This window comes from Telluria mixta (assembly GCF_029223865.1).
GTDB classification, from domain to species: Bacteria; Pseudomonadota; Gammaproteobacteria; order Burkholderiales; family Burkholderiaceae_D; genus Telluria; species Telluria mixta.
Genome location: NZ_CP119520.1, coordinates 5054862 through 5078747 on the forward strand (window position 1 = coordinate 5054862; position 23886 = coordinate 5078747).

Genomic DNA, 23886 nt, shown 5'->3' on the forward strand with positions numbered 1-23886 from the left:
GCAAAATCGCTATTTAGTTGTATGGATCTTGATTTCGCCTAGCATCGCTACATTGTGTTTTCACAGAGGACGAAACGATGGCAGGAATGGATGAATCGCTGGTGGCATGGCTCGACGAGGAAGCGGACAACCTGGACGCGGACACGCTGCATGCGGATGCGTTGCCGGCCCGTCTGGCCCAGGCCGGCCTGTTCGCGGTGGGGGTACCTGAAGGCGAGGGCGGGGACGGGCGTGCCTTGAGTGCGGCCGTCGATGTCGTCGCGGGACTCGCCGAACACTCGCTCAGCGCCGCCTTCGTGTACTGGGCGCAGCGCGCCGTCATCGCCTGCCTGCTGGCGAGTCCGAACCGGGACCTCGTGCGCCGGCTCGTGCCGGATCTGTTGCGCGGCCGGCTTGCGGGTGCGCCCGGGTTGTCGAATGCGATGAAATTCCTGGGCGGCCTCGAGCGGTTACGCATCACGGGCGTCGCCGCACCTGACGGCATGCGCCTGAACGGTACGGTGGCCTGGGCGACAAATTTGCGCAGGCACGGATTCGTCGCCGCGATCGCTGTCGGCGACGAACATGGCGACAATCCATCCGTGTTTGCACTTCCCCACGACGCGCCCGGCGTGGCGCGCGAATCCGATCTCGATCTGCTGGCGCTGCGCGGCACCAACACGGCCGCCTTGCGCCTGAGTGATGTCGCGCTCGATGCGTCCTGGCAGATCCACCCTCAGGCACGGGTCTTCCTGCCAGGGATCCGGCCCGCTTTCATCGGTTTGCAATGCGGTCTCGGCCTCGGACTCGCGCGCGCATCGCTGCGGTCGGCGCGCGTGGCGCTCGCCGGCAGGCCGTCGGTACTGTCGGGCGACATCGATGCCCTCGATGCGGACATCGCAGCCTACAGCCAGACCCTGTGCACCGGCCTCGATGACGGCACCCTGCGCGACCGGCCGCGCGCGCTGCTGACGCTGCGTCTGCGGATGGTCGACATCGCGGCGGCTGCCGTCGCGCTGGAATTGCAGGCGTTGGGGGACGCGCCTTGCTGCGCGCAGAGAACGGCGGTCACGCCCGCCGCGCGCGCGAAGCGGCGTTCCTCGCAGTCGTCACGCCGACCGTTGCGCAGTTGAACGGCGACCTCGCAAGGATGGCCTAATTCACACAATTCACAAATGTTGTCTATGCGAAATTATTTTCTTGCCAGAATGAGTAAATACCAGATAACATTTGCCTTAAGTCAACTTTAAGGGGCCGGCCGACGGCTTCCGCGTGGAGTGAAGATGCTGAGCCGCTTGCCCGTGCTGTGGAAAGTCCTGTTGGCCCCGGCCATCGCGATGTTGTGCATGGCGGCTTACCTGACCTTCACGGCCATTGTCTTCAAGCAGAACAATCTGCGCCTGGCGGACGTGCGCGACGTGCAGTACCCGGTGCTCGACGCGCTGACCGAGAACACGGGCGCCCTGGACAAGATCATCGACGTGCTGAATTCGGCGGCCGCCGCGGGCGAACCCGAGCAGATCGCCGCCGCCGACGCGCTCGCCGTGAAAGTGGCGGACAACTACCGCCGCTTGCGCGGGCTCGATACGGCGCACGCGGCCGACCTGGGCCGGCTGGCGACGGAATTCGACACGTATTACAAGACGGCCCGCGCGATTTCCGACGCCATGGCCAATCACAGCGGCATGCCGGCCAAGGACAGGCTGCAGGCGATGGCCACGGCGCTGGCGACCTATCGCAAGGATGTCGCGGACTTCCGCACGGCGGCGCGCGACCGCTTCACCGGCACCGTGGGCGCGGCGACCGACGCGTCGAACCGGGCGGTGCTCGGCGGCGCCGTCACGGGCGTGCTGGGCCTCGTCGTCACGCTGGCCTTCGCGCTGCTCGTCGCGCGCACGCTGGTGCGCCAGTTGAACGAGGCGGTGCGCGTCGCGGAGACCGTCGCCGCGGGCGACCTGACCAGCACGATCGCCGTCGAGGCCCACGACGAGACGGGCAAGCTGCTGCAGGCGCTGCGCCACATGAACGGCAGCCTGGTGCGGATCGTCAGCGAGGCGCGCAGCGCCACCGACAACATCGCGGCCACCTCAGTCCAGATCGCGCAGGGCAATGGCGACCTGGCCGGGCGTACGGAGCACCAGGCGCATGCGCTCGTGCAGACGTCGTCGTCGATGGGCGCGCTCACCGGCACGGCCAAGGAGAACGCCGCGAATGCCGCGCAGGCCAATGAGCTGGCCGGATTCGCCGCCAATGTCGCCACGCAGGGCGGCGCCGTCGTCGGGCAGGTGATCGCGACGATGGAGGCGATCCATGCGTCGTCGCGCGAAATTGCGGACATCGTCGGCGTCATCGAGGGCATCGCGTTCCAGACCAACCTGCTCGCGCTGAACGCGGCCGTCGAGGCGGCACGCGCCGGCGAACACGGACGCGGCTTCGCCGTCGTGGCGAACGAAGTGCGCAGCCTGGCGCAGCGTTCGGCCGCCGCGGCGAAGGACATCACGGGCCTGATCGGGCGCTCGGTCACGCAGGTCGAACTGGGGACGACACTGGCGGACCAGACCGGCCGGACGATGGACGAGATCGTGAGTAGCGTCCGGCGCGTCACCGACATCATGGCCGCGATCGCCGAAGCGAGCAAGGCGCAGACCGCGGGCATCGAGCATATCAACGATGCCATCGCCCAGATGGACAAGGACACGCAGAGCAACGCCGGTCTCGTCGACGAGACCGCGGGCCTGGCGACCGCGCTGCGCGAACAGGCCGCCAGCCTGGCCGCCGTCGTGAGCGTGTTCACGCTGGCGCGCCAGGATGGCTTGCCGCAGCCGGTCGCAACGTCCAGGCTGGCCCTGCCGGCATCGAACAGTCCCGCCGCGAGGCGCCGCGCCTGATCCGCATCCTTTTCAACACCATACCATCATCATGAAGAGAGTCCTTCCCGCTGCGGCATCCGCCGTGGCGCTCGCGGCGTGCGCCGTGGCGCCCGCGCACGCCGAGATCAGCATCATCGTGTCCGCCCACTCGTCGCTGGCGCCGCCCGTGACGCAGGTATGCCAGGCGTTCCTCGGCAAGATCAAGTCGCCGACCCCGATCAACCTCACGGAAAAGAATCCGTTGCGCGACGAGTTCTTCGCCAAGGCCTGCAAGAAGGACCCGGTCCAGGTCCAGGCCATGTGGGGCAAGCTGATTTTCACGGGCACCGGCACGCCGCCCGCCGAGGTGGACTCGGGCGCAGCCATGCGCAAGGCCGTCGCGGCCGATCCGAACGCCGTCGGCTACATCGACAGGAAGGACGTTGACGCCACCGTCAAGGTCATCGCCACCGCCAACTAACAGATAAAAAGCATGAAGAAACTGATGATCGCCGCGCTGTTGTCCAGCGCCGGCATGGCACAGGCCAGCGACTTGAGCATTTCGGGATTTGCCACCGTCACCGCGGGCAAGGCCTACGGCGGTTCCGACGGGGAGTTCATGGGGCAACCGTGTCCCTGCTTCATCGGCAACTACGAGCACGGCGCCGTCTACCACGGCAACGAATGGAGCCTCGCGCGCGAATCGCTCGTGGGGCTGCAGGCCAGCTACCGGTTCACCGACAAGCTGTCCGGCACGGTCCAGGCGGTGTCGCGCGCATCGGAACACGGCAAGCCGGAAGTCGACTGGGCCTATCTTTCGTACGACGTGGCGCCCGATACGACGGTGCAAGTGGGCCGCCGGCGCCTGCCGATCTACGCGTACTCGGACAGCGTCTACATCGGCTACACGCTGCCGTGGGCGCGGGTGCCGCAGGACATCTACGGCTGGGAGGTCGGCGCCTACAACGGCGTGAACGTGCGCCACTCGCGCAGCGTCGGCGACTGGGCCGTCACCGGGACGCTCTTCGCCGGCCAGGAAACCTCGCACGACAACACCGAACAGCGCAAGATCTACTACGGCTACCGCGTCGACGACGACTGGAAGCACATCCTCGGCGGCTACCTCGACGTCTCCAACGAGGTGTTCGGTGCGCGCCTGATCTACATGCAGAACTCGATCGACCTGTCGATGTATCCGCCGGGTGAAGACCCGACGTTCGCCCGGGGCACGCGCCAGCGCATCATCGGCCTGTCCGGCAGCATCGACTACGGCAACTGGATGGTGCGCGCGGAAGCGAACCGCTTCATGCGTCCCGCGCTGGACTACAAGTCGTCCAGCTGGACGGCGACGGTCGGTTATCGCCTGGGCCAGTTCATGCCGATGGCCGGTTTTTCCTCGTACAAGGAAAAGCAGACCGCAACCTACACCGAAACGCAGAACGACAACACGCGCTTCGTCGGCGTGCGCTGGGACTTCCGCAAGAATATGGACCTGAAAGTGCAGTGGGATTCGGTGAAGGATTCGAGCGCCTACGACTTTACCAAGAACGCGAAGATGGTCACCGTGACCTGGGACGTGCTGTTCTGATTCTGCATTCTCCAGCGTTGTAAAACGTTTTACTTGAGGTTATATTGCACCGCATAACCTCGGTGGAGACGACATGGAGAAAAAACGTTTTGCGCGCACGGCCATCGCCTGCGCGCTGATGGCGCTCGCGGGCGCGGCGCAGGCGGATGTGAGCCAGCGCGTGGAAGCGCTGCTGCGGCAGATGACGCTGGACGAAAAGGTCGGCCAGCTGAACCAGTTGTCCGGCAAGGACTTCAGCACGGGCCCGGGCACCGACAAGGTGCGCGACATCGAGCGCGACATCCGCGAAGGCAGGATCGGATCCATGCTGAACATCCGCGGCGCGGACGAGACGCGCCGGGTGCAGGCGCTGGCGCTGCAGTCGCGCCTGCACATTCCGCTGCTGTTCGGGCTCGACGTCATCCACGGCTACCGCACCGTATTCCCCGTGCCGCTGGGCGAAGCGGCGTCGTGGGACCTTGACGCGATCGAGGAGTCGGCCCGCATCGCCGCGCGCGAGGCCTCCGCTGCCGGCGTCCACTGGACGTTCGCGCCGATGGTCGACATCGGCCGCGATCCGCGCTGGGGCAGGGTGATGGAAGGCGCGGGCGAAGACACCTACCTCGGATCGCGCATCGCCGCGGCCCGCGTGCGCGGCTTCCAGGGCACGAAGCTGGGCGGACTCGAATCCGTGATGGCCACCGCAAAGCACTTCGCCGGCTATGGCGCCGCGATCGCCGGCCGCGATTACAACGCGGTCGATATGAGCGAGCACCAGCTTTACGAAACCTACCTGCCGCCGTTCAAGGCCGCGGCGGATGCGGGCGTGGCGACGTTCATGAACTCGTTCAATACGCTGAACGGCGTGCCGGCCACCGGCAATGCAATGCTGCAGCGGGACATCCTCAAGGGCCGCTGGAATTTCAAGGGCTTCGTCGTCAGCGACTGGGGTTCGGTGCGCGAAATGGTCGTCCACGGCTATGCCGACGACCTGCCGGATGCGGCCGCGAAGGCGATCTTCGCCGGCAGCGACATGGATATGGAGAGCAGCGCCTACGCCTCGTCGCTGGCGGAGCTCGTGCGCAGCGGCCGGGTCGACGTGGCGCTCGTCGACGACGCCGTGCGGCGCGTGCTGACGAAGAAGTTCGAGCTGGGCCTGTTCGACGACCCGTACCGTTTCTCCGATCCCGCGCGCGAAAAAGCGGCGCTGGCGGACCCGCGCCACCGCGCGGCCGCGCGCCGGATCGCGGCCGAGTCGATGGTCTTGCTGAAGAACGACGCCGGTGCGCTGCCGCTGCGTAAAGGCGCGCGCTCGATTGCCGTGATCGGACCGCTGGCCGATGCCCGGCGCGACCTCGAAGGCGGCTGGATCGTGGACTCCAATGCGGCCACGATGGCGAGTCTCGTGGACGCCGTGCGCACGCATGCGGGACCGGGCACGCGCGTCAGGCACGCCGCCGGTTGCGACGTGGCCTGCCGCGGTAACGACGGCTTCGCAGCAGCGCTCGACGTCGCGCGCGCGTCCGACGTCGTCGTGCTGGCCGTCGGCGAAAGCTGGGACATGTCGGGCGAGGCGAAATCACGCGCCAATATCGGCCTGCCGGGCCGCCAGGCGGAACTCTTCGACGCGTTGAAGGCGATCGGCAAGACGCCCGTCGTCGTGATCATGGCCGGGCGCCCGCTGATCTTCGAGAACGTCGCGGAAGGGGCGAACGCCATCCTGTACGCGTGGCACCCCGGCAGCGAAGGGGGCAATGCGATCGCGGACGTGCTGTTCGGGGACGTGAACCCGTCCGCGAAACTGCCCATGACCTTTCCGCGCAACATGGGGCAGATCCCGATCGGCTACCAGCAATACCAGACGGGCCGTCCCGTGCTGGACAACGGGAACAGCGTCTATCGGTCGGCATACATCGATTCGCCGAACACGCCGCGCTACGCATTCGGCCATGGCCTCAGCTATACGACGTTCGCGTACGGCGACCTGCGTGTGTCGAACACGCGGATGGCGCCCGACGGGAAGACCACCCTTCAGTTCACGCTGACGAACAGCGGACGCGTGGCCGGCGCCGAGGTCGTGCAGTTCTACCTGCGCGACCCCGTCGCATCCGTCGTGCGGCCGGTGAAGGAATTGAAGGGCTTCCAGCGCGTGATGTTGAAACCGGGCGAGCGCCGGACCGTCAGCTTCACGGTCGACCGCGACACCTTGTCGTTCTTCGACCGCAAGCTGGCGTGGGGCGCGGAACCGGGGACGTTCGAGCTGATGGTCGGAAGCGCGTCGGACGACATCCGCCTGCGCCAGACCATCGAGCTGACGCCCCGTTGACGACGCCCGTCAGAACGTCACGTCCGCGCGCACGCCGAAGTAGCGGTGCCAGTCGCGCGGCGGCAGCCATTCGGTGGTGTTCACGGCGTGCGGCGTGTTCGGCGCCTTCGGGCTCCACGTGCTGTTGGCGATGCTGTTGTTCAGGCCCGCCGCGTACTGGCGGTCGAACAGGTTGTTGATGAACAGCGTCGCCTTCCAGCGGCCGGCCCGGTCCGCGGCGCCGAACGTCAGGTTCGTGATGCTGTAGGCGCCCTGGATCGTGTTCGGATCCTGGTTCAGCGAGAACTGCGTGCGGCTCTGGTAGCGCGTGGTGGCGGCGATGAAGCCGTCGAACGGCAGCGCCGGCAGCGGCACGTCCAGCTGGCCGCCGAGATTCAGTTTCACTTTCGGCGCGTTGGGCAGCGTCTTGCCGGCCAGGTCCTGCACGTTCGTGTTGTTGAATTCGGGGCTCTGGTAGCAGCCCGGTCCCGGGACGGCCCCCGTGCCTGCGGCGTTCAACACGTTGTAGCAGGGACCGTTGCGGAACTCGCGGATCGTCGCCTCGGTGTACGCGAGGCTGCCGTTCAGCTGCAGCAGGCGCGTCACGCGCGCGCTGCCTTCCAGTTCCAGGCCCTGCGTGCGCAGGCCGCCGATGCTGTTCAGCGCCGTGCGGAAGATGCCGTCGTAGTCGAAGAAACCGGCCGACTGCTGGAAGTTGTGGAAGTCGGTGCGGAACGCGGCCAGCGAGAACATCGCGCGGTTGTCCCACAGGCTCTGCTTCCAGCCGACTTCATAGCTGCGCGCCGTCTCGGGCGCCACCGGCGGGCGCGCGGCCAGCACGGCCGTGAAGCTGGACGTGAGGTCGTAGGCGATGCCCTTGTGGCCCGTCGAGAGCGTGCCGTACACCATCGCGTCCTTGCTCAGCCTGTGCTCGAGGCCCAGCTTCCACGTGCGGCTCGTGTTGCTGTCAGAGCGCGTGTAGAACTCGGTCTGCGCGAACGCCTGCGGCGGCACCGTGTAGCGGCGGAAGCGGTAGCCCGTGTCCTCGTCGTTCAGGCGTGCGCCGACGATGAGGCTCGTGTCGGGGCGGAAGTCCCAGCTGCCCTGGCCGTAGATCGCCTTGTTGACGTTCCACGCATCGGCGCCGTAGTTCGTGCCGTAGTTCTGGATCAGCGGGACCTTGGCCAGCTCGCGATTCAGGTCGTTCTTGCCGTACCAGAGACCGGCCACGTAGCGGATCGGACCACGGTCCGGCGACGTGAGGCGGAATTCCTGCGTCGTCGACTTCACGTTGAACACGCCGTACTGGTACAGGCCCCCGTGCATCTGCGTGGGCGCGCCATTCGGCAGGGCGAGGAACTGCAGGATGTCGATGTCGGTGGCGTCGTTGTCCTGATAGTCATCCATGTGGTACTTGCTGTAGGACGAGATGGCGCTGAGCGTGAGGCCGTTCGCGAGACCGTAATCGATCTTGAGGCCCGTGCCCCAGTCGTGGAATTTGCCGCCCGTCGGGTAGTCGTTGCGCACGTCGCGGTTGGACGGATTGATGTTGATCCCCGCGAGGACGACGGACTGCGGCAGCTGCGGCGCATTGCGATACAGGCCGCCCGGCGTCATCGACGTGAACGCGGTCGTGCAGCAGAATTTCTCCGTGCGGTTGTAGTGGGGCGTCAGCGTGAACGTCAGGTCGTCGGTCGGGCGCCATTCGAACTTCGCATTCAGGTTGTCGCCCTTGCTGCCATTGAGCTTGCCGCCGGTCGTCAGGTTGTTCAGGGTGCCGTCGTAATTCGTCTTGCTGGCGGCGACGCGCATGCGAAACGTGTCGGACACGGCACCCGACACGCTGACACCCGCGCGCCATTCGTCGTCGTTCGTGGCCAGGAAGGTCGCCGTCGTCCTGACCGGGCCGCCGATGGGCTTCGTCGTGATGTTCAGCGCACCCGCGATCGAGCTCTTGCCGAACAGCGTACTTTGCGGGCCCTTCAGCACCTCGATGCGGTTGACGTCCGCCAGGTCCTTGAACGCGTTGGCCTGCATGCCAAGCGGGATGTCGTCGACGATCGCGGCCACGTCGGCCTCGACGCCGATGCCCAGCGAGTACGTGCCGACGCCGCGCATGTTGATGCTGAAGTTGCCCGGCTGGGTGCCGTAGGACAGCGTCAGTGCGGGCGACAGCGCGGGCAGGTCGTCCAGCTCGCGCACGTTGGAGCGCTGCAGGACGGCGTCGCCGAGGACCGTGATCGACGCGGGCACGTCCTGCAGGTTCTGGGCGCGCTTGTTCGCGGTGACGACGACGGTTTCCAGTTTCACGGGTTCGGGCTGCCGCGCGTCCTGGGCATGGGCGCTCATGGCAAGCAGGGCGGTGGCGATGGCGGCTGCGGCGGGCCTGGGTGTGCCGGGGTAACGCATGTTGGTCTCCTTGTTATCGGTCTGGCCGGTGGCGCGGCGCGGTTGGCAACGTTTCCAATTCCGGCGAAATAAAAAGACGGTACGTTCGGTCCGCTCGGGTAAACGATTGAGCGACTAAGGCGCAAAAGTTCGTGGCCGATATGCTTGGATTTGGAAGTTAAACGTTTTCCGTCAACCGCGAAAATAACCTAACCATGCGATAAAGACAAGCAGAATGGATGCGGCGCTGCAGCGATGGGTCGTCAATATGGCGTTGATGGGCTATATTTTACGGATGCACCTCATCGAGAAAACTGTCGTCGTCGCCGCGCCTCCGGCAACGGTCTGGGACGCGCTGACGGACCCCGCCGCCATGCGCATGTGGATGGGCGAACCGGACATGGCGATCGAGGTCGCCACCGACTGGCGGCCCGGCTCGCCCATCGTCATCAGCGGCGAGCACCACGGGGCGTTCCGCAATCACGGCATCGTGCTGGACGCCGTGCCCGGCGCGCTGCTCCGCTATACGCACCTGAGCTCCGTGTCCGCGCTGGCGGACCTACCGGAGCACTACAGCGTGATCGCATTCGCACTCGATGCCGTGGACGGCGGGACGGCCGTGCGCCTGACCGTCGAGCGATTCGCGACGGAAGCGATCTACCGGCACCTGAACCTGTACTGGCGCGGGACGCTGGACGTGTTCAAGGCGTTCGTCGAGCGGCGGCCTATAATGAGCCCATGAATGAACCAATGAGCGACGATGTGTGGAACACGCTGGCGGCGCGCCGGCACGTGGCCCTGCGCCGCCTGCAGGCGCCGGGTCCCGACGACGCCGCGCTGGCGCGGATCATGGAAGCCGCCGGGCAGGCGCCCGATCACGGCTGCCTGCTGCCCTGGCGCTTCGTGCTGATCCCATCGGAGCGGCGCGACGATCTCGGCGTCGTGTTCGAGGAGGCGCTCGTGCAGCGCGATCCGACGGCCGACGATGAAGCGCGGGCGTCCGCGCGCGAGAAAGCCGGTTACGCGCCGTGCCTGCTCGTGGCGATCCTCGTCGACGCACCCGGCACCGCCATCCCGGTCGAGGAAAAACTGATATCCCTGGGCTGCGCACTGCAGAACGTGCTGCTCGCGGCGCAGGCGCTGGGCTTTGCCAGCGGCCTCGCGAGCGGCGGGGCGCTCGAGTTGCCCGCCATGCGCCGCCTGCTGGCGCTCGAAGCCCACGAGCGCGCCGTCTGCTTCGTCGGCATCGGCACGGGAGAATCAAGAAAAACGCCCCGGGTGCGTCCGCAGCCGGGGCAGTTCTTCAAAAGCTTGTAGGAGCTATTGCACGAGCGGCGTCGCGCTCCCTTCCAGGGTGATACCTTCGATGCGCGCGCGGCCCACGAGGATCTGCAAATACTGGTGGATGCCCCGCTGCAGCGCCGCCGTTGCGAGCCAGGCTGCGATCTGCGACTTCACCGTCTCGAACGGCAGCAACGACCCGTCGATGCGGCGCAGCACCTGCACGATGTGCAGGCCGAAGCGCGTCTCGATGGGGCGCGCGGCGAACTCGTTTTCGCCGAGGCGGAACAGCACGTCGTCGAATTCCGGCACGCAGTCGCCGCGGCTCAGCTGACCGAGGCTCCCGCCGACGGCGCCGGACGGGCAGTTCGAATACTGCGCCGCCAGTTCGCCGAAGCGCTCGGGCGCGGCCCGCAGCGCCGCCAGGATGTCCTCCGCCGTTTCGCGGACGAGGTCCAGCGGCACGGTCGGCGTCACCTGGAACAGAATGTGGCGCGCTTCGACCATCTCGCCGCGGGTGAACTTGTCCGGATGGTTCCGGTAGTAGGTGAGGCACGCCGCGTCGTCGGCCTGCGGCACACTGACTTCCTGTGTCAGCAATGCCTCGATGCGCGTGTCTTCGTCGCCGTAGATGCCGAGGCGGTCCGCTTCCTGCAGCAGCACGGTGCGCAGCACGACTTCGTGCACCGACCGTTTCAGGGGATTCGCGGCGCCCTTGTGGTGCGGCAGTTCCAGTTCGATCTGGCGGTCGTCGATCTCGACGCCGTTGACGGAGATACCCATGACGACTCCTTAGCGCGGACGGACCAGCTGGAAGGCACGGCCCAGGTAAGTCACCGCGCCGAAGCCGCTCCAGATGTGGACGAGGCGGGTGAACGGGAAGATGACGAACAGCGACATCCCCATGAACAGGTGTAGCTTGAACACGAGCGGCGCATCGATGATGAAGCCGGCGGCATCGCCGCGGAACGTCACGATGTGCTGGGCCCACGTCATCAGCAGGACCATCATGTGCCCGTCCAGGTGGCCGGCCGACACGAAGATGGACGAGAGACCGAGGAGCAGGGTACCCAGGATCCACAGCAGCACGATCTTGTCCTTGAATGTGGTGGCGGCGCGCAGGCGCTCGTTGCCGAGGCGGCGGGCGAGCAGCAGCAGGATGCCGATCAGGCACAGCGTGCCCATCACGCCGCCGGCGGCCATTGCGAACAGCTGCTTGGCGCCGTGCGTGACGCCGAGCGTGTCCCAGACCCATACGGGGGTCAGCAGGCCGACGGCGTGACCGCCCAGCAGGCCGATGATCCCGATGTGGAACAGGATGCTCCCCAGGCGCAGCTGGCCGGTGTGCAGCACCTGCGTGGATTCGGAGCGCCACGTGTATTGCTCGCGGTCGAAGCGGATCAGGCTCCCGAGCAGGAAGATCGCCAGCGCGACGTACGGGTAGATCCCGAACAGGAATTGGTTTACGTAGTTCATGCTGCCTCCCTCAGTGCACTTCCGCTGCGGCCGGACGGGTGCCGCGCGGGTAGAAATTGATCGGTTGCGGGCCGGACGTCTGCGGCTTGAGCAGGGGCTCGACGCCGTCCGCGCCGGGGCCGAAGGTTTCCAGCGCCTCGTCCATGTCCTTGATCGGCGGCTCGGACAATTCTTCCGCTACCACCGGGGACAAGGACTCCAGCACATCGAACACGCCGGCATACGGACTGCCGTTCGCCGCCAGCTTGCGGCCGATGAACGCCAGCACGTGGACCGCGTCGCCCAGCAGGCGGCCGGCTTCCTCGTCGTCCAGCTGCGACAGGAATTCGAGGAACAGCGGCACGAAGTCGGGCAGTTCGTCGCCCTGCATCTGCAAGCCGTGCTTCTTGTACTCTTCCATCAGGTCGACCATGGCCTGGCCGCGGTCGCGCGACTCGCCGTGGATATGCTCGAACAAATGCAGCGAGTGCGACGGCGTGCGGTCGAACGTCTGCACGTATTCCTGCTGCAAGGTGATCATGTCGTTCTCGGCCAGGTGCGCCAGCAACGGCGCCACGCGGGCGCGCATCGGCAGCGGCAGACCGACTTCCAGCTCCGGCAGGGCGGCGACGAGGTCGCCCTCCGGGTACAGCAGCAGTGCGGACAGGATGCGGTAGTGGTTCATGTCAGGCTCCTTCCGTTTCTTTCTTCTTGCGCGATTTCGGCATCGACACGAAGATCGTCGAGCCGTGCTTCTTCTTGCCGAACAGCGAGGCGTCGCTGGTGCCGTCCGAGCAGCCGTTACCGAACGAGAAGCCGCACGAGCCTTTTTCGTTGAAGCTGTCCTCGGCCATCTCCTTGTGGCTGCTCGGGATCACGAAGCGGTCTTCGTAGTTCGCGATGGCCATGATGTGGTACATGTCTTCCACGACCGCCTGCGACAGGCCCACCTGACGCAGGACATCGAGGTTCTCGACCTTGTCGACCGACTTCGAACGCATGTAGGCACGCATCGCCAGCATGCGGTCCAGCGCATGCACGACCGGCGCTTCCTTGCCCGCGGTGAGCAGGTTGGCGAGGTAGCGCACGGGAATGCGCAGGCTCTTCGTGTCGGGCAGGATGCCGTTCATGCCCATCTTGCCGCTTTCGGCTGCCGCCTGGATCGGCGACAGCGGCGGGATGTACCACACCATCGGCAAGGTGCGATATTCCGGGTGCAGCGGGAACGCGATCTTCCATTCGACGGCCATCTTGTAGACGGGCGAGCGCTTCGCGGATTCCAGCCACGAGTCCGGGATGCCCTGGCGACGGGCTTCCGCGATCACTTCGGGATCGTGCGGATCGAGGAACAGGCCGAGCTGCGCTTCGTACAGGTCCTGCTCGTCGGCGACGGAGGCCGCGGCTTCGATCTTGTCGGCGTCGTACAGCAGCACGCCCAGGTAGCGGATGCGGCCCACGCAGGTTTCCGAGCACACGGTCGGCTGGCCCGCTTCGATGCGCGGGTAGCAGAACGTGCACTTCTCGGCCTTGCCCGACGACCAGTTGTAGTAGATCTTCTTGTACGGGCAGCCGGAGATGCACATGCGCCAGCCGCGGCACTTGTCCTGGTCGATCAGCACGATGCCGTCGTCCTCGCGCTTGTACACGGAGCCGGACGGGCACGATGCCACGCAGGCCGGATTCAGGCAGTGCTCGCACAGGCGCGGCAGGTACATCATGAAGGTGTTCTCGAACGTCGAGTACATCTCCTTCTGCACGTTGTCGAACAGCTTGTCCTTGCTGCGCTTGGCGAATTCGCCGCCCAGGTCATCTTCCCAATTGGGGCCCCATTCGATCTTGTCCATCTTCTTGCCGGTCAGGACGGAGATCGGACGGGCGGTCGGCGGCGTCTCGGACAGCGGTGCGTTCTGCAGGCGCTCGTAGTCGTACGTGAACGGCTCGTAGTACTCGTCGATCTGCGGCAGGTTCGGGTTGGCGAAGATGTTCGCCAGGATTTTCAGGCGGCCGCCCTGGCGCGGTTCGATCTTGCCGGACGCCGTGCGTTTCCAGCCGCCGTTCCATTTGTCCTGGTTTTCCCATTCCTTCGGGTAGCCGATGCCGGGCTTCGTCTCGACGTTGTTGAACCAGGCGTATTCCACGCCGTCGCGGCTCGTCCAGACGTTCTTGCAGGTCACCGAGCAGGTGTGGCAGCCGATGCATTTGTCCAGGTTCAGCACCATGCCGATTTGTGCTCTGATCTTCATATCTTTACCTCGTTATCTTTTCAAGCACCCTTCGGGGTGGCGACGCGCGCCAGCGCGGGTTCGCGTTCTTCCGTCTCGCGATTCGGCGCTCCCACGGGTTTGGCCGGGACCGGACGCGCGGGCTGCTGGTCGCCGTTCGGACGCGATTCGTCGCGGGCGCCTTCCATCCAGTTCACGTCGCGCATCTTGCGGACCACCACGAATTCGTCGCGGTTCGAACCCACCGTGCCGTAGTAATTGAAGCCGTACGACAGCTGGGCGTAGCCGCCGATCATGTGGGTCGGCTTGGTCACCGTGCGCGTCACCGAGTTGTGGATGCCGCCGCGCTTCTTCGACATTTCCGCACCCGGCACGTTCACGATCTTTTCCTGGGCGTGGTACATGATCGTCATGCCTTCCGGGACGCGCTGGCTGACCACCGCGCGCGCCGTCAGCGTGCCGTTCACGTTGAACACCTCGATCCAGTCGTTGTCCTCGATACCGGCCGCCTTCGCGTCGATCTCGGACAGCCACACGTGCGGGCCGCCGCGCGACAGGGTCAGCATGCGCAGGTTTTCGGAGTAGGTCGAGTGGATGCCCCATTTCTGGTGCGGCGTGATCCAGTTCAGCGCCAGTTCATTGTTCCCGTTCGGACGTCGGTTCATGATCGCTTCCGTCGTCTTGGTGTTGATCGCGGCCTTGTACACGCACAGTCCCTCGCCGAAGTCGCGCATCCAGACGTGGTCCTGGTAGAACTGCTGGCGGCCCGTCAGCGTGCGCCAGGGGATCAGTTCGTGCACGTTCGTGTAGCCCGCGTTGTAGCTGACTTCCTCGCTTTCCAGGCCCGACCACGTCGGCGACGAGATGATCTTGCGCGGCTGCGCCTGCACGTCGCGGAAGCGGATGCTGTCGTGCTCGCGCGGGATGGCGAGATGCGTGTGGTCGCGGCCCGTGATCTTCGACAGCGCTTCCCAGGCCTTCACCGCCACGTGGCCGTTCGTCTCCGGTGCCAGCGTGAGGATCATCTCGGCGGCGTCGATCGCCGTGTCCAGGCGCGGCTGGCCCTGCGAGACGCCTGCTTCCAGCACGGTGCGGTTCAGGCCGCGCAGCACATCCACTTCATGCGCCGTCTTCCAGTCGATGCCCTTGCCGCCGTTGCCCACTTTTTCCAGCAGCGGGCCGATCGACGTGAACTTCTTGTGGATGTCGCGGTAGTTGCGTTCCACGACCGTCATCGACGGCATCGTCTTGCCCGGGACCGGCTCGCATTCGCCGAGGCGCCAGTCCTTCGGATCGAACGGCTGACCGAGTTCGCCCGGGGTGTCGTGCAGCAGCGGCGTGAGGATCAGGTCCTTGCGGGTGCCCAGGTGGGCGCCGCCGATCTCGGACAGCTTGGCCGCGATGCTTTTGTAGATTTCCCAGTCCGACTTCGCTTCCCACAGCGGCTGCACGGCCTCGGACAGCGGGTGGATGAACGGGTGCATGTCGGACGTGTTCAGGTCGTCCTTCTCGTACCAGGTCGCCGTCGGCAGCACGATGTCGCCGTACAGGCACGTCGTCGACATCCGGAAGTCCAGCACGACGAGCAGGTCCAGCTTGCCCTCGGCGGCGGGGCGCACCTTGACGTCGCGCGGCTTGACGCAGGCGTCTTCGTCGCTCATCAGCGCGTTCTGGGTACCCAGCAGGTATTTCAGGAAGTACTCGTGGCCCTTGCCCGAGCTGCCCAGGATGTTGGAACGCCACACGAACATATTGCGCGGGAAGTTCGCGGGGTTGTCCGGGTCGTCGCACGAGAAATTCAGCTTGCCGGCCTTGATCTGCTCGACCGCGTACTTCGCCGGGTCCTGGCCTGCGCTTTCCGCGGCACGCACGACGTCCAGCGGGTTCGTTTCCAGCTGCGGCGCGGACGGCAGCCAGCCCATGCGCTCGGCCTTGGCGTTGAAGTCGATCAGCGCCATCTCTTCCAGCTTGCCGTCCGCCGTCGGGCACAGGATCTCCGACGTGTGCAGCTTTTCGTGGCGCCACTGGCTTGTGTGGGCATAGAAGAACGACGTGCCGTTCATCTGGCGCATCGGGCGGTTCCAGTCCAGCGCGAAGGCGAGCGGGGTCCAGCCGGTCTGCGGGCGCAGCTTTTCCTGGCCCACGTAGTGCGCCCAGCCGCCGCCGCTCTGGCCCACGCAGCCGCACATCATAAGGATGTTGATGATGCCGCGGTACGTCATGTCCATGTGGTACCAGTGGTTCAGCGCCGCGCCGACGATCACCATCGACTTGCCGCGGGTGCGGTCGGCGTTGTCGGCGAATTCGCGCGCCACGGTCACCACGTCGGCGGCCTTCACGCCGGTGTGCTTCACCTGCCATGCCGGGGTGTACGGGACGTCGTCGTCATAGTTCTTCGCGGCGTTCGGGCAGATGCCGCGGTCGACGCCGTAGTTGGCCATCGACAGGTCGTACACGGTGGTGACGAGGGCGGTCGTGCCGTCGGCCAGCGTGATGGATTTCACCGGGACGTTACGCAGCAGGAGGTCGTCCGCATCCTTGCCGCCGAAGTAGGGGAAGCCGACCGGAACGATGCGGTCGTGGCCGTCCAGCAGCGACAGCTGGGGATCGATCGGATTGCGGGTGGCGCCTTCCTTCTGTTCGAGGTTCCACTTGCCGGATTCGCCCCAGCGGAAGCCGATCGAGCCGCTCGGCGCGACGATCTTGCCGGTGGCCTCGTCGATGACGAGCGTCTTCCATTCCGGGTTGTTGGTCTCGTCCAGGTTGTTCGCGAGGTGCGACGCGCGCAGGAAGTAGTCGGGGACCAGCGTGCCGTCGCGTTCCTTCAGCATGACCAGCATCGGGAAGTCGGTGTACTGCTTGGCGTAGTCGCGGAAGTAGGCCGATTTGCCGGTGGCGTGGAATTCCTTCAGGATCACGTGGCCCATGGCCATCGCCAGCGCGGCGTCCGTGCCCTGCTTGGGTGCGAGCCAGATGTCGCCGAACTTGGCCATCTCGCCGAAGTCGGACGACACGGCGACGGTCTTCGTGCCCTTGTAGCGCACTTCCGTGTAGAAGTGGGCGTCCGGGGTGCGGGTCATCGGGACGTTCGAGCCCCACACCATCAGGTACGTGGAGTTGTACCAGTCGGCCGATTCCGGCACATCCGTCTGCTCGCCCCACACCTGCGGGCTGGATGGCGGCAGGTCGCAGTACCAGTCGTAGAAGCTCATGGCGACGCCGCCGATGAGGCTCAGGTAGCGCGTACCGGCGGCATAGCTGACCATCGACATGGCGGGGATCGGCGAGAAGCCGATGATGCGGTCCGGGCCGTATTTGCCGATGGTGTAGGCGTTGGCGGCGGCGATGATCTCGTTGACCTCGTCCCATTTGGCGCGCACGAAGCCGCCCTGGCCGCGCACGGTCTTGTAGCTGGCGGCCTTCTGCGGATCGTTGGTGATGTATTCCCAGGCGGCGACCGGGTCGCGGGTGGCGCGCGCTTCGCGCCACAGCTGCATCAGGCGGCCGCGCACCATCGGGTGCTTGACGCGCTGCGCCGAGTAGACGTACCACGAGTAGCTGGCGCCGCGCGGGCAACCGCGGGGTTCATGGTTCGGCAGGTCCGGGCGGGTGCGCGGGTAGTCGGTCTGCTGGGTTTCCCAGGTGATCAGGCCGTTCTTGACGTAGACCTTCCAGCTGCACGATCCCGTGCAGTTCACGCCGTGCGTCGAGCGCACGATCTTGTCGTGCTGCCAACGCTGGCGGTAGGCCTTTTCCCAGGTGCGGTCTTCGTTGACGACGGCTCCGTGGCCATTCGAAAACGTCTCGCCCGTTTTGCCGAAAAACTTCAGGCGGTCCAAAAAGTGACTCATGGTTTCTCCATCGGCGCACCGTGGTGCGCTCTCGATATTCGGTGTATGTGCAGCTGTGTTCAGTCTACGGAGCGGACCGGCTGTGCGGTATTCGCAAGAAGTCGGTCCGGCCGTGGATTAGGGAGTAGTCGATCTACTCCTTTCGAACTAGCAGGTGATCTCGGCACCCTTGCGGGCATAGAACCACCAGGTGACGGCGATGCAGGTGACGTAGAAGCCGATGAAGCACCACAGGGCGGCGTCGGCGCTGCCCGTCAGGGCGATCGAGGTGCCGTAGCTCTTCGGGATGAAGAAGGCGCCGTAGGCGGCGATGGCCGACGTGAAGCCGAGGACCGCGGCCGCTTCCTTGTTGGCGCTGGCGATCGCCTGTGCCTGTGCGCCTTCCGACTGGCCTTTCGCTGCGCGCTGGTGCAGGGTCAGGAAGATCACGGGGATCATGCGGAAGGTCGAGGCGTTACCGACACCGGTGCAGGCGAACAGCACGAGGAACATGCCGAAGAATCCGGCGAAGCTGCCGGCGTGGAGGAAGTGCAAGACGCCCAGCACGGCGAGGATCATGGCGACGAAGGTCCAGACGGTGACGCGGGCGCCGCCCAGCTTGTCGGAGACATAACCGCCGGCCACGCGGGCGAGGGCGCTGACGAGGGGGCCGACAAACGCGAACTGCAGCGGATTCACTTGCGGGAACAGGGTGCTGGTCAGCAGCGGGAAGGCGGCCGAGTAACCGATGAACGAGCCGAAGGTGCCGACATACAGCCAGCACATGAGCCAGTTGTGCTTGCGCTTGAAGATCACGGCCTGTTCGGCGAACGAGGCCTTGGCCGATGCGAGGTCGTTCATGCCGAACCAGGCGGCCAGCGTGCTCACGATGATGAACGGGACCCACACGAAGCCCGCGTTCTGCAGCCACATCTGCTTGGTGGCGGCTGCCTTGGTCCACGTCTGCGGTTCGCCGCCGAACAAAGCGAAGGTGATCACGAGCGGCACGACGAACTGCACGGCGGAGACGCCCAGGTTGCCGAGGCCCGCATTCATGCCGAGGGCGTAGCCCTTCTGCGCCTTCGGGTAGAAGAAGCTGATGTTGGCCATCGACGATGCGAAGTTGCCGCCGCCGAAGCCGCACAGCAGCGACAGCACGAGCATGGTCGGGTAGCTCGTGTCCGGGTCCTGCACGGCGAAGCCGATGCCCAGCGCGGGGATCAGCAGCGACGCGGTGGAAATGGCCGTCCATTTGCGGCCGCCGAAGATCGGCACCATGAACGAATAGAAGATGCGCAGGGTGGCGCCCGAGAGGCCCGGTACGGCGGCGAGCCAGAACAGCTGGTTGGTGCTGTACTTGAAGCCGATGGCAGGCAGGTTGACGACGACGACGCTCCACACCATCCAGATCGCAAACGCCAGCATCAGCGCGGGGATCGAGATCCAGAGGTTGCGGTTGGCGGTGGGCTTGCCCCGGCTGTGCCAGAAGGCGGGAACCTCGGGTTCCCAGGTCGAGATGAGGTAGCGACTCACGATGTTCTCCTATTGTTGAAGTTGGATTCAGGCAGCCTTGCGCAACGGCGTGACCGGTGCGGCGACAGGCGCTTTGGTTTGCGGTTTGAACGAGAAATGCATCCAGACGAGCGACACGCACACGGTCCCGTACAGCAGCATGAAGGAGCTGGAACGGATGCCCGTGAGGTCGACGATGGCGCCGAACATGATCGGCAGGATGAAGCCACCGAGGCCGCCGGCCAGGCCGACGACGCCCGAGACGGCGCCGATGTTGTCGCTGAAATCGTCGGCGATGAAGCGGAACACGGACGCTTTGCCGATGGCCATCGCGACGCCGACGACGAACAGCAGCAGGGTGAAGGTCACGGGGCCGAGGCCGATGTGCAGGTCCATGGTGCTGGAGACCGTCTTGACGCTCATCGTGGTCTGCGGATACGACAGGATGAAGAAGCACACCCAGCACACCCACATCACCCACCACGTGACCTTGTAGGCACCGAATTTGTCGGAGATCCAGCCGCCCAGCGCGCGCAGCACGCCGCCCGGCAGCGAGAAGCAGGCGGCCAGCAGCGCGGCTTCCTTGAGGCCGAAACCGTATTCGCCCACGTAGTATTTCGTCATCCACAGCGCCAGCGCCACGTAGCCGCCGAACACGACGGAGTAGTACTGGCAGTAGCGCCACACGCGCGGGTCCTTCAGCACGCGCATCTGCGCCGCGAAGCTTTCGCCGGATGCGGATTTGTGCGACGGGTCGGAATACGTGCCGAACCAGAACAGCAGGGCGGTGGCGACCATCACGGCGGCGTACACCTTGGGCAGCGCCTGCCAGCCGAGGGCCGCGATGATGGCGGGGGCCACGAACTTGGTCAGCGCGGAACCGGAGTTGCCCGCGCCGAAGATGCCCATCGCGAGGCCGCGGCGCTCCTTGCCGAACCAGCGCGCCACATACGGCGTGCCGACCGAGAACGAGCCGCCGGCGAGACCGACGAAGAGGCCCAGCACGAGGAAGTGCCAGTAAGCGGTCGCGTGGCTGATCATGTAGATCGGCAGGGCGCAGGCCAGCATCAGCGTGAAGAACACGATGCGGCCGCCGTAGCGGTCGGTCCAGATGCCGAGCGGGACGCGCACGAGGGCGCCGCTCAGCACGGGCGTGGCGACGAGCAGGCCGAACTCCGTTTCGTTCAGGCCGAGTTTGGTCTTGATGGGGATGCCCAGCACCGCGAACATCATCCAGATCGCGAAGCAGATCGTGAATGCGAAGGTACTGCTGGCCAGGACCGCGACGGGTCGTCTGTCGGTGCTCATGTTTTTCTCCTGATGAAAGCACGTGGTGATGATGGAAGCGTACGTGGCGGGGGGCAGCCCAACCATTGGCCGGAGGGGTGTGCGCGGCAGCGCAATAGAGCTAGGCGGCCTAGTCACAAAGGCGTAGGTCCGTGTACGATGGCGCTTATTGCCCCTATCGCCCCAGTCGCACGGAACCGCCCATGCCGCACACACTCAGTCCCGAACAGCTCAGCAACATCATCGACATCGCGGAAAACGCCGTGATCTGCACGGACGAGCAGCAGAAGATCGTCCTGTTCAACCAGGGTGCGGAACGGGTGTTCGGCTGGACCGCGGCGGAAGTGACGGGCCAGGACCTGGCGATGCTGATGCCGGAACGCTTCCGTCCCGGTCACGCGGAACGGGTGGCCGGCTTTCAGCACGGCGGCCGCACGGCGCGCCGCATGGGCGAGCGGGGCACCATCTACGCCGTGCGCAAGGACGGCAGCGAATTCCCGGCCGAGGCGACGATCTCGAAGTCGGCGGCAGGCGGCCGCGTGATCCTGACGGCGATCCTGCAGGACATCTCGGAGCGCAAGGCCTACGAGCGCGAACTGGAACTGGCGCGCGACCGCGCGGAAGCGGCGATGCAGGCCAAGAGCATGTTCCTGGCCAATATGAGCCATGAGATCCGCACGCCGCTGAACGCCGTCATCGGCATGACGAGCCTCCTGCTGCACACGGACATCGACGACGAACAGCGCGATTACACCGAGACGATCCGCTCCAGCAGCGAGGCGCTGCTCGCGATCATCAACGACCTGCTCGATTATTCGAAGCTGGAAGTGGGGCGCCTGGACCTCGAGCGCCACGCGTTCGAGGTACGCCGCTGCGTCGAGGAAGCGCTCGACCTGCTCGCACCCAGCGCCAGCGACAAGAACCTGGACCTCGCCTACATGATCGAACCCGGCGTGCCGGCGACGATCCTCGCGGATGCGACGCGCCTGCGCCAGATCCTCGTGAATCTGCTGTCGAATGCGATCAAGTTCACGCACCACGGCGAGGTCGTCGTCACCGTGTCGGGCGAGCCGCGCGCGGAAGGCGGCTACCGCCTCGTGTTCGCCGTGCGCGACACGGGCATCGGCATCCCGCCGCACCGGCTGGACGACATCTTCCACTCGTTCACGCAGGTCGACGCCTCGACCACGCGCAAGTACGGCGGCACGGGCCTGGGCCTGACGATCAGTCGGCGCCTGGCCGAGATGATGGGCGGGGGCCTGACGGTGGAGAGCGAGCCGGGACGCGGCTCGACGTTCAGCGCGGCGATCGTCGCCGACGCGTTCGACGACCAGCTGGCCGAACACGTGCTGCGCGACCGCGCCGCCACGGTGCGCGGGCGCCGCATCCTGATCGTCGACGACAACGCGACCAACCGCCGCATCCTGATGAAGCAGGCGCTGTTGTGGGGCATGTCGCCGCTGGCCGCGGCATCGGCCGTGGAAGCGCTGGACCTCGTGCGCGACGGCCACCCGTTCGACGTCGCCGTGCTGGACATGCAGATGCCCGACATGGACGGCGCGCGCCTCGCGGGCGAACTGCGCAAGCACCGCGACCGCGCCGCGCTGCCGCTCGTGCTGCTGACGTCCGTCGGCCAGCGACACAACGGCGCGGAAGGGGAAGCCGTGCGCGAATTCTCGGCGTGGCTGAGCAAGCCGATCAAGCCGTCCGCGCTGCTGGAAGCGCTGCAGCAGGTGCTGGGCGAGCGCCAGGCGGCGGCGCGGCCGGCGCCGGCGCCTGCCAGGGAGGAGGCGGATCTCGCCATCCTCGTCGCCGAGGACAACACGATCAACCAGAAGGTGATCCGGCAACTGCTGCGCCACCTGGGCTATCGCGCGGACGTCGTCGGCAACGGGCTCGAAGCCGTCGCGGCGCTGGAGCGCCAGGACTATCCCGTGATCCTGATGGACATGCAGATGCCGGAAATGGACGGCCTGGAAGCGACGCGCCGTCTGCGCGAGCGCTTCCGCGGCGCCAACGCGCCGTACATCATCGCGATGACGGCCAACGCCATGCCGGGTGACCGCGAACGGTGCCTGGACGCGGGCATGAACGACTACGTGCCGAAGCCGATCGAGATGGACGTGCTGGACAGGGCGCTCATCGTGGCGCGCGACCACGTGGCGGCGCGGCGCGCGGGCGACGCGGTGCTGGACCCGGCCCGCATCGCGCAGCTGCGTACCATCGACGACGATGCGTCATTGCTGGAAGAGGTGGTGAATGCGTTCGTGGGCGAGGTGCCGCAGCTGCTGAACAAGCTGGAACACGCTGTGCGCGAGCACGACGGGCAACTGCTGGCGGCGACGGCCCATTACCTCTTGTCAAGCATCGATTTCGTCGGGGCGAACCGGATGCGGGTGCCGTGCACGAATCTCGAGCTGATGGGGAAGGCGGAGAATTTCGAGGATGCGGAGGAGCAGATGGCGCTGCTCACCGCTGCGTATGAAGACGCGAAAGAGGCGCTGCTCGCGCTGCGCTGATCAACCCTGCCGATCCGGCCCGCTTCCCAGACCCTGCTCGACGGCGAACACCGCCGCCTGCACGCGGCTCGACAGGCCGAGCTTCTTGAGGATGTTCTGCACGTGGATCTTGACCGTGCTCTCGGCCAGGTCCAGCACGCGCGCGATCAGCTTGTTGCTTTCGCCACGCGCGAGACAGGCAAGGATCTCGCGTTCACGCGGCGTCAGCTTGTCCAGCTCCGACGGAGGCGCGGCCGGCTTGGGCTCGCGCTGTTTCTGCAACTGGGCCACGAGCTTGGCGGCCATCGATTCGGCCAGCACGGATTCGCCTGCGGCCGCGCGCTCGATGGCGCGCTGCAGGTAGTCGGCGTCGATGTTCTTGATCAGGTAGCCGCGCGCACCGGCTTGCAGCGCGGTGGCAAGGTCTTCGCCTTCCTCGGACACGGTCAGCATGATGACGGCCGCCTCGGGCCAGCCCTGCAGGATCAGTTCGAGGGTCTCGACGCCGGTCATGCCGGGCATGTGCAGGTCGAGCAGGATCACGTCCGGCTTCAGCTGCATCGCCCGCTTCACGCCGTCGATGCCGTCCGACGCTTCGCCGACGACGGTGAAGCGCGGATTGCGCTGCAACAGCGAACGTACGCCGCTGCGGAACAACGTGTGATCGTCGACCAGCAGCACGCTGATCGGCTCGCGGGGGTCTTCCATACTCA

At 66.0% G+C, this 23886-nt stretch carries 17 protein-coding genes; 8 read left to right on the forward strand and 9 right to left on the reverse strand.

Annotated elements, in window-relative coordinates; genetic code table 11:
* Positions 1 to 77 precede the first annotated feature (77 nt).
* The 5 genes from P0M04_RS22475 (at position 78) to P0M04_RS22495 (ending at position 6721) form a co-directional block, all read left to right on the forward strand.
* Entirely contained in the window at positions 78 to 1112 is a 1035-nt protein-coding gene (locus P0M04_RS22475) for an acyl-CoA dehydrogenase family protein (protein WP_281042072.1), read from the forward strand.
* Positions 1113 to 1262: 150 nt separating this feature from the next.
* Positions 1263 to 2867 (forward strand): methyl-accepting chemotaxis protein, encoded by a 1605-nt coding sequence (locus tag P0M04_RS22480; RefSeq protein WP_259449554.1) that lies wholly within the window; start codon positions 1263 to 1265, stop codon positions 2865 to 2867.
* 31 nt (positions 2868 to 2898) lie between these two features.
* Positions 2899 to 3309 carry a hypothetical protein gene (locus tag P0M04_RS22485; RefSeq protein ID WP_258852469.1) on the forward strand — a complete coding sequence of 137 codons (411 nt, stop codon included), beginning with the start codon at positions 2899 to 2901 and terminating at the stop codon, positions 3307 to 3309.
* Positions 3310 to 3321: 12 nt separating this feature from the next.
* Entirely contained in the window at positions 3322 to 4416 is a 1095-nt protein-coding gene (locus P0M04_RS22490; protein ID WP_259449553.1) for a hypothetical protein, read from the forward strand.
* Between the two features lie 73 nt (positions 4417 to 4489).
* The gene (locus tag P0M04_RS22495) at positions 4490 to 6721 is read left to right on the forward strand and encodes a glycoside hydrolase family 3 N-terminal domain-containing protein (RefSeq protein WP_259449552.1); all 2232 of its coding nucleotides are present in this window, start codon (positions 4490 to 4492) and stop codon (positions 6719 to 6721) included.
* 9 nt (positions 6722 to 6730) lie between these two features.
* Here the strand turns inward: P0M04_RS22495 and P0M04_RS22500 are convergent, their stop codons facing one another.
* The gene (locus tag P0M04_RS22500; protein WP_259449551.1) at positions 6731 to 9109 is read right to left on the reverse strand and encodes a TonB-dependent receptor; all 2379 of its coding nucleotides are present in this window, start codon (positions 9107 to 9109) and stop codon (positions 6731 to 6733) included.
* A 214-nt stretch (positions 9110 to 9323) separates the two neighbouring features.
* Here P0M04_RS22500 and P0M04_RS22505 point away from each other — a divergent pair, with 214 nt between their 5' ends.
* Positions 9324 to 9830: an SRPBCC family protein gene (locus tag P0M04_RS22505; protein WP_259449550.1), complete on the forward strand. Its 507-nt coding sequence runs from the start codon at positions 9324 to 9326 to the stop codon at positions 9828 to 9830.
* On the forward strand, positions 9827 to 10405 hold the full coding sequence (locus P0M04_RS22510; protein ID WP_259449549.1) for a nitroreductase family protein: 579 nt from the start codon (positions 9827 to 9829) through the stop codon (positions 10403 to 10405). Before P0M04_RS22505 ends, P0M04_RS22510 begins: the two co-directional genes overlap by 4 nt.
* 3 nt (positions 10406 to 10408) lie before the next feature.
* Here P0M04_RS22510 and P0M04_RS22515 read toward each other — a convergent pair whose 3' ends face one another.
* From P0M04_RS22515 to P0M04_RS22545, 7 genes are all read right to left on the reverse strand, one after another.
* Entirely contained in the window at positions 10409 to 11152 is a 744-nt protein-coding gene (locus P0M04_RS22515) for a peptidylprolyl isomerase (protein WP_259449548.1), read from the reverse strand.
* A 9-nt stretch (positions 11153 to 11161) separates the two neighbouring features.
* Entirely contained in the window at positions 11162 to 11845 is a 684-nt protein-coding gene (gene narI, locus P0M04_RS22520; RefSeq protein WP_259449547.1) for a respiratory nitrate reductase subunit gamma, read from the reverse strand.
* 10 nt (positions 11846 to 11855) lie between these two features.
* Positions 11856 to 12509 (reverse strand): nitrate reductase molybdenum cofactor assembly chaperone, encoded by a 654-nt coding sequence (gene narJ / locus P0M04_RS22525; RefSeq protein WP_259449546.1) that lies wholly within the window; start codon positions 12507 to 12509, stop codon positions 11856 to 11858.
* A gap of 1 nt (position 12510) precedes the next feature.
* Positions 12511 to 14067, reverse strand: coding sequence for a nitrate reductase subunit beta (gene narH, locus P0M04_RS22530; protein ID WP_259449545.1), 1557 nt, complete (start codon positions 14065 to 14067; stop codon positions 12511 to 12513).
* Between the two features lie 20 nt (positions 14068 to 14087).
* A complete protein-coding gene (locus P0M04_RS22535; protein WP_281042073.1) occupies positions 14088 to 17897 on the reverse strand; it encodes a nitrate reductase subunit alpha in 3810 nt (1269 codons plus the stop codon).
* Positions 17898 to 18044: 147 nt separating this feature from the next.
* Positions 18045 to 19409, reverse strand: a complete 1365-nt coding sequence (locus tag P0M04_RS22540; RefSeq protein ID WP_259449544.1) for a NarK family nitrate/nitrite MFS transporter — start codon at positions 19407 to 19409, stop codon at positions 18045 to 18047.
* A 27-nt stretch (positions 19410 to 19436) separates the two neighbouring features.
* Positions 19437 to 20696 carry an MFS transporter gene (locus tag P0M04_RS22545; protein WP_259449543.1) on the reverse strand — a complete coding sequence of 420 codons (1260 nt, stop codon included), beginning with the start codon at positions 20694 to 20696 and terminating at the stop codon, positions 19437 to 19439.
* Between the two features lie 182 nt (positions 20697 to 20878).
* Between P0M04_RS22545 and P0M04_RS22550 the strand changes: the two genes are divergently transcribed.
* Positions 20879 to 23194: a response regulator gene (locus P0M04_RS22550; protein ID WP_259449542.1), complete on the forward strand. Its 2316-nt coding sequence runs from the start codon at positions 20879 to 20881 to the stop codon at positions 23192 to 23194.
* On the opposite strand, the gene P0M04_RS22555 is transcribed toward P0M04_RS22550, so the two are convergent.
* Complete coding sequence (locus P0M04_RS22555) at positions 23195 to 23881, reverse strand: response regulator (RefSeq protein ID WP_259449541.1); 687 nt, start codon at positions 23879 to 23881, stop codon at positions 23195 to 23197. It abuts the gene before it with no gap.
* Positions 23882 to 23886 lie beyond the last annotated feature (5 nt).

What these genes read in the sequence shown, in the direction of transcription:
- P0M04_RS22475 (WP_281042072.1), top strand. Translation starts at nt 78, where the DNA reads ATGGCAGGAATGGATGAATCGCTGGTGGCATGGCTCGACGAGGAAGCG.
- P0M04_RS22480 (WP_259449554.1), top strand. Translation starts at nt 1,263, where the DNA reads ATGCTGAGCCGCTTGCCCGTGCTGTGGAAAGTCCTGTTGGCCCCGGCC.
- P0M04_RS22485 (WP_258852469.1), top strand. Translation starts at nt 2,899, where the DNA reads ATGAAGAGAGTCCTTCCCGCTGCGGCATCCGCCGTGGCGCTCGCGGCG.
- P0M04_RS22490 (WP_259449553.1), top strand. Translation starts at nt 3,322, where the DNA reads ATGAAGAAACTGATGATCGCCGCGCTGTTGTCCAGCGCCGGCATGGCA.
- P0M04_RS22495 (WP_259449552.1), top strand. Translation starts at nt 4,490, where the DNA reads ATGGAGAAAAAACGTTTTGCGCGCACGGCCATCGCCTGCGCGCTGATG.
- P0M04_RS22500 (WP_259449551.1), bottom strand. Translation starts at nt 9,109, where the DNA reads ATGCGTTACCCCGGCACACCCAGGCCCGCCGCAGCCGCCATCGCCACC.
- P0M04_RS22505 (WP_259449550.1), top strand. Translation starts at nt 9,324, where the DNA reads ATGGATGCGGCGCTGCAGCGATGGGTCGTCAATATGGCGTTGATGGGC.
- P0M04_RS22510 (WP_259449549.1), top strand. Translation starts at nt 9,827, where the DNA reads ATGAATGAACCAATGAGCGACGATGTGTGGAACACGCTGGCGGCGCGC.
- P0M04_RS22515 (WP_259449548.1), bottom strand. Translation starts at nt 11,152, where the DNA reads ATGGGTATCTCCGTCAACGGCGTCGAGATCGACGACCGCCAGATCGAA.
- narI (WP_259449547.1), bottom strand. Translation starts at nt 11,845, where the DNA reads ATGAACTACGTAAACCAATTCCTGTTCGGGATCTACCCGTACGTCGCG.
- narJ (WP_259449546.1), bottom strand. Translation starts at nt 12,509, where the DNA reads ATGAACCACTACCGCATCCTGTCCGCACTGCTGCTGTACCCGGAGGGC.
- narH (WP_259449545.1), bottom strand. Translation starts at nt 14,067, where the DNA reads ATGAAGATCAGAGCACAAATCGGCATGGTGCTGAACCTGGACAAATGC.
- P0M04_RS22535 (WP_281042073.1), bottom strand. Translation starts at nt 17,897, where the DNA reads ATGAGTCACTTTTTGGACCGCCTGAAGTTTTTCGGCAAAACGGGCGAG.
- P0M04_RS22545 (WP_259449543.1), bottom strand. Translation starts at nt 20,696, where the DNA reads ATGAGCACCGACAGACGACCCGTCGCGGTCCTGGCCAGCAGTACCTTC.
- P0M04_RS22550 (WP_259449542.1), top strand. Translation starts at nt 20,879, where the DNA reads ATGCCGCACACACTCAGTCCCGAACAGCTCAGCAACATCATCGACATC.
- P0M04_RS22555 (WP_259449541.1), bottom strand. Translation starts at nt 23,881, where the DNA reads ATGGAAGACCCCCGCGAGCCGATCAGCGTGCTGCTGGTCGACGATCAC.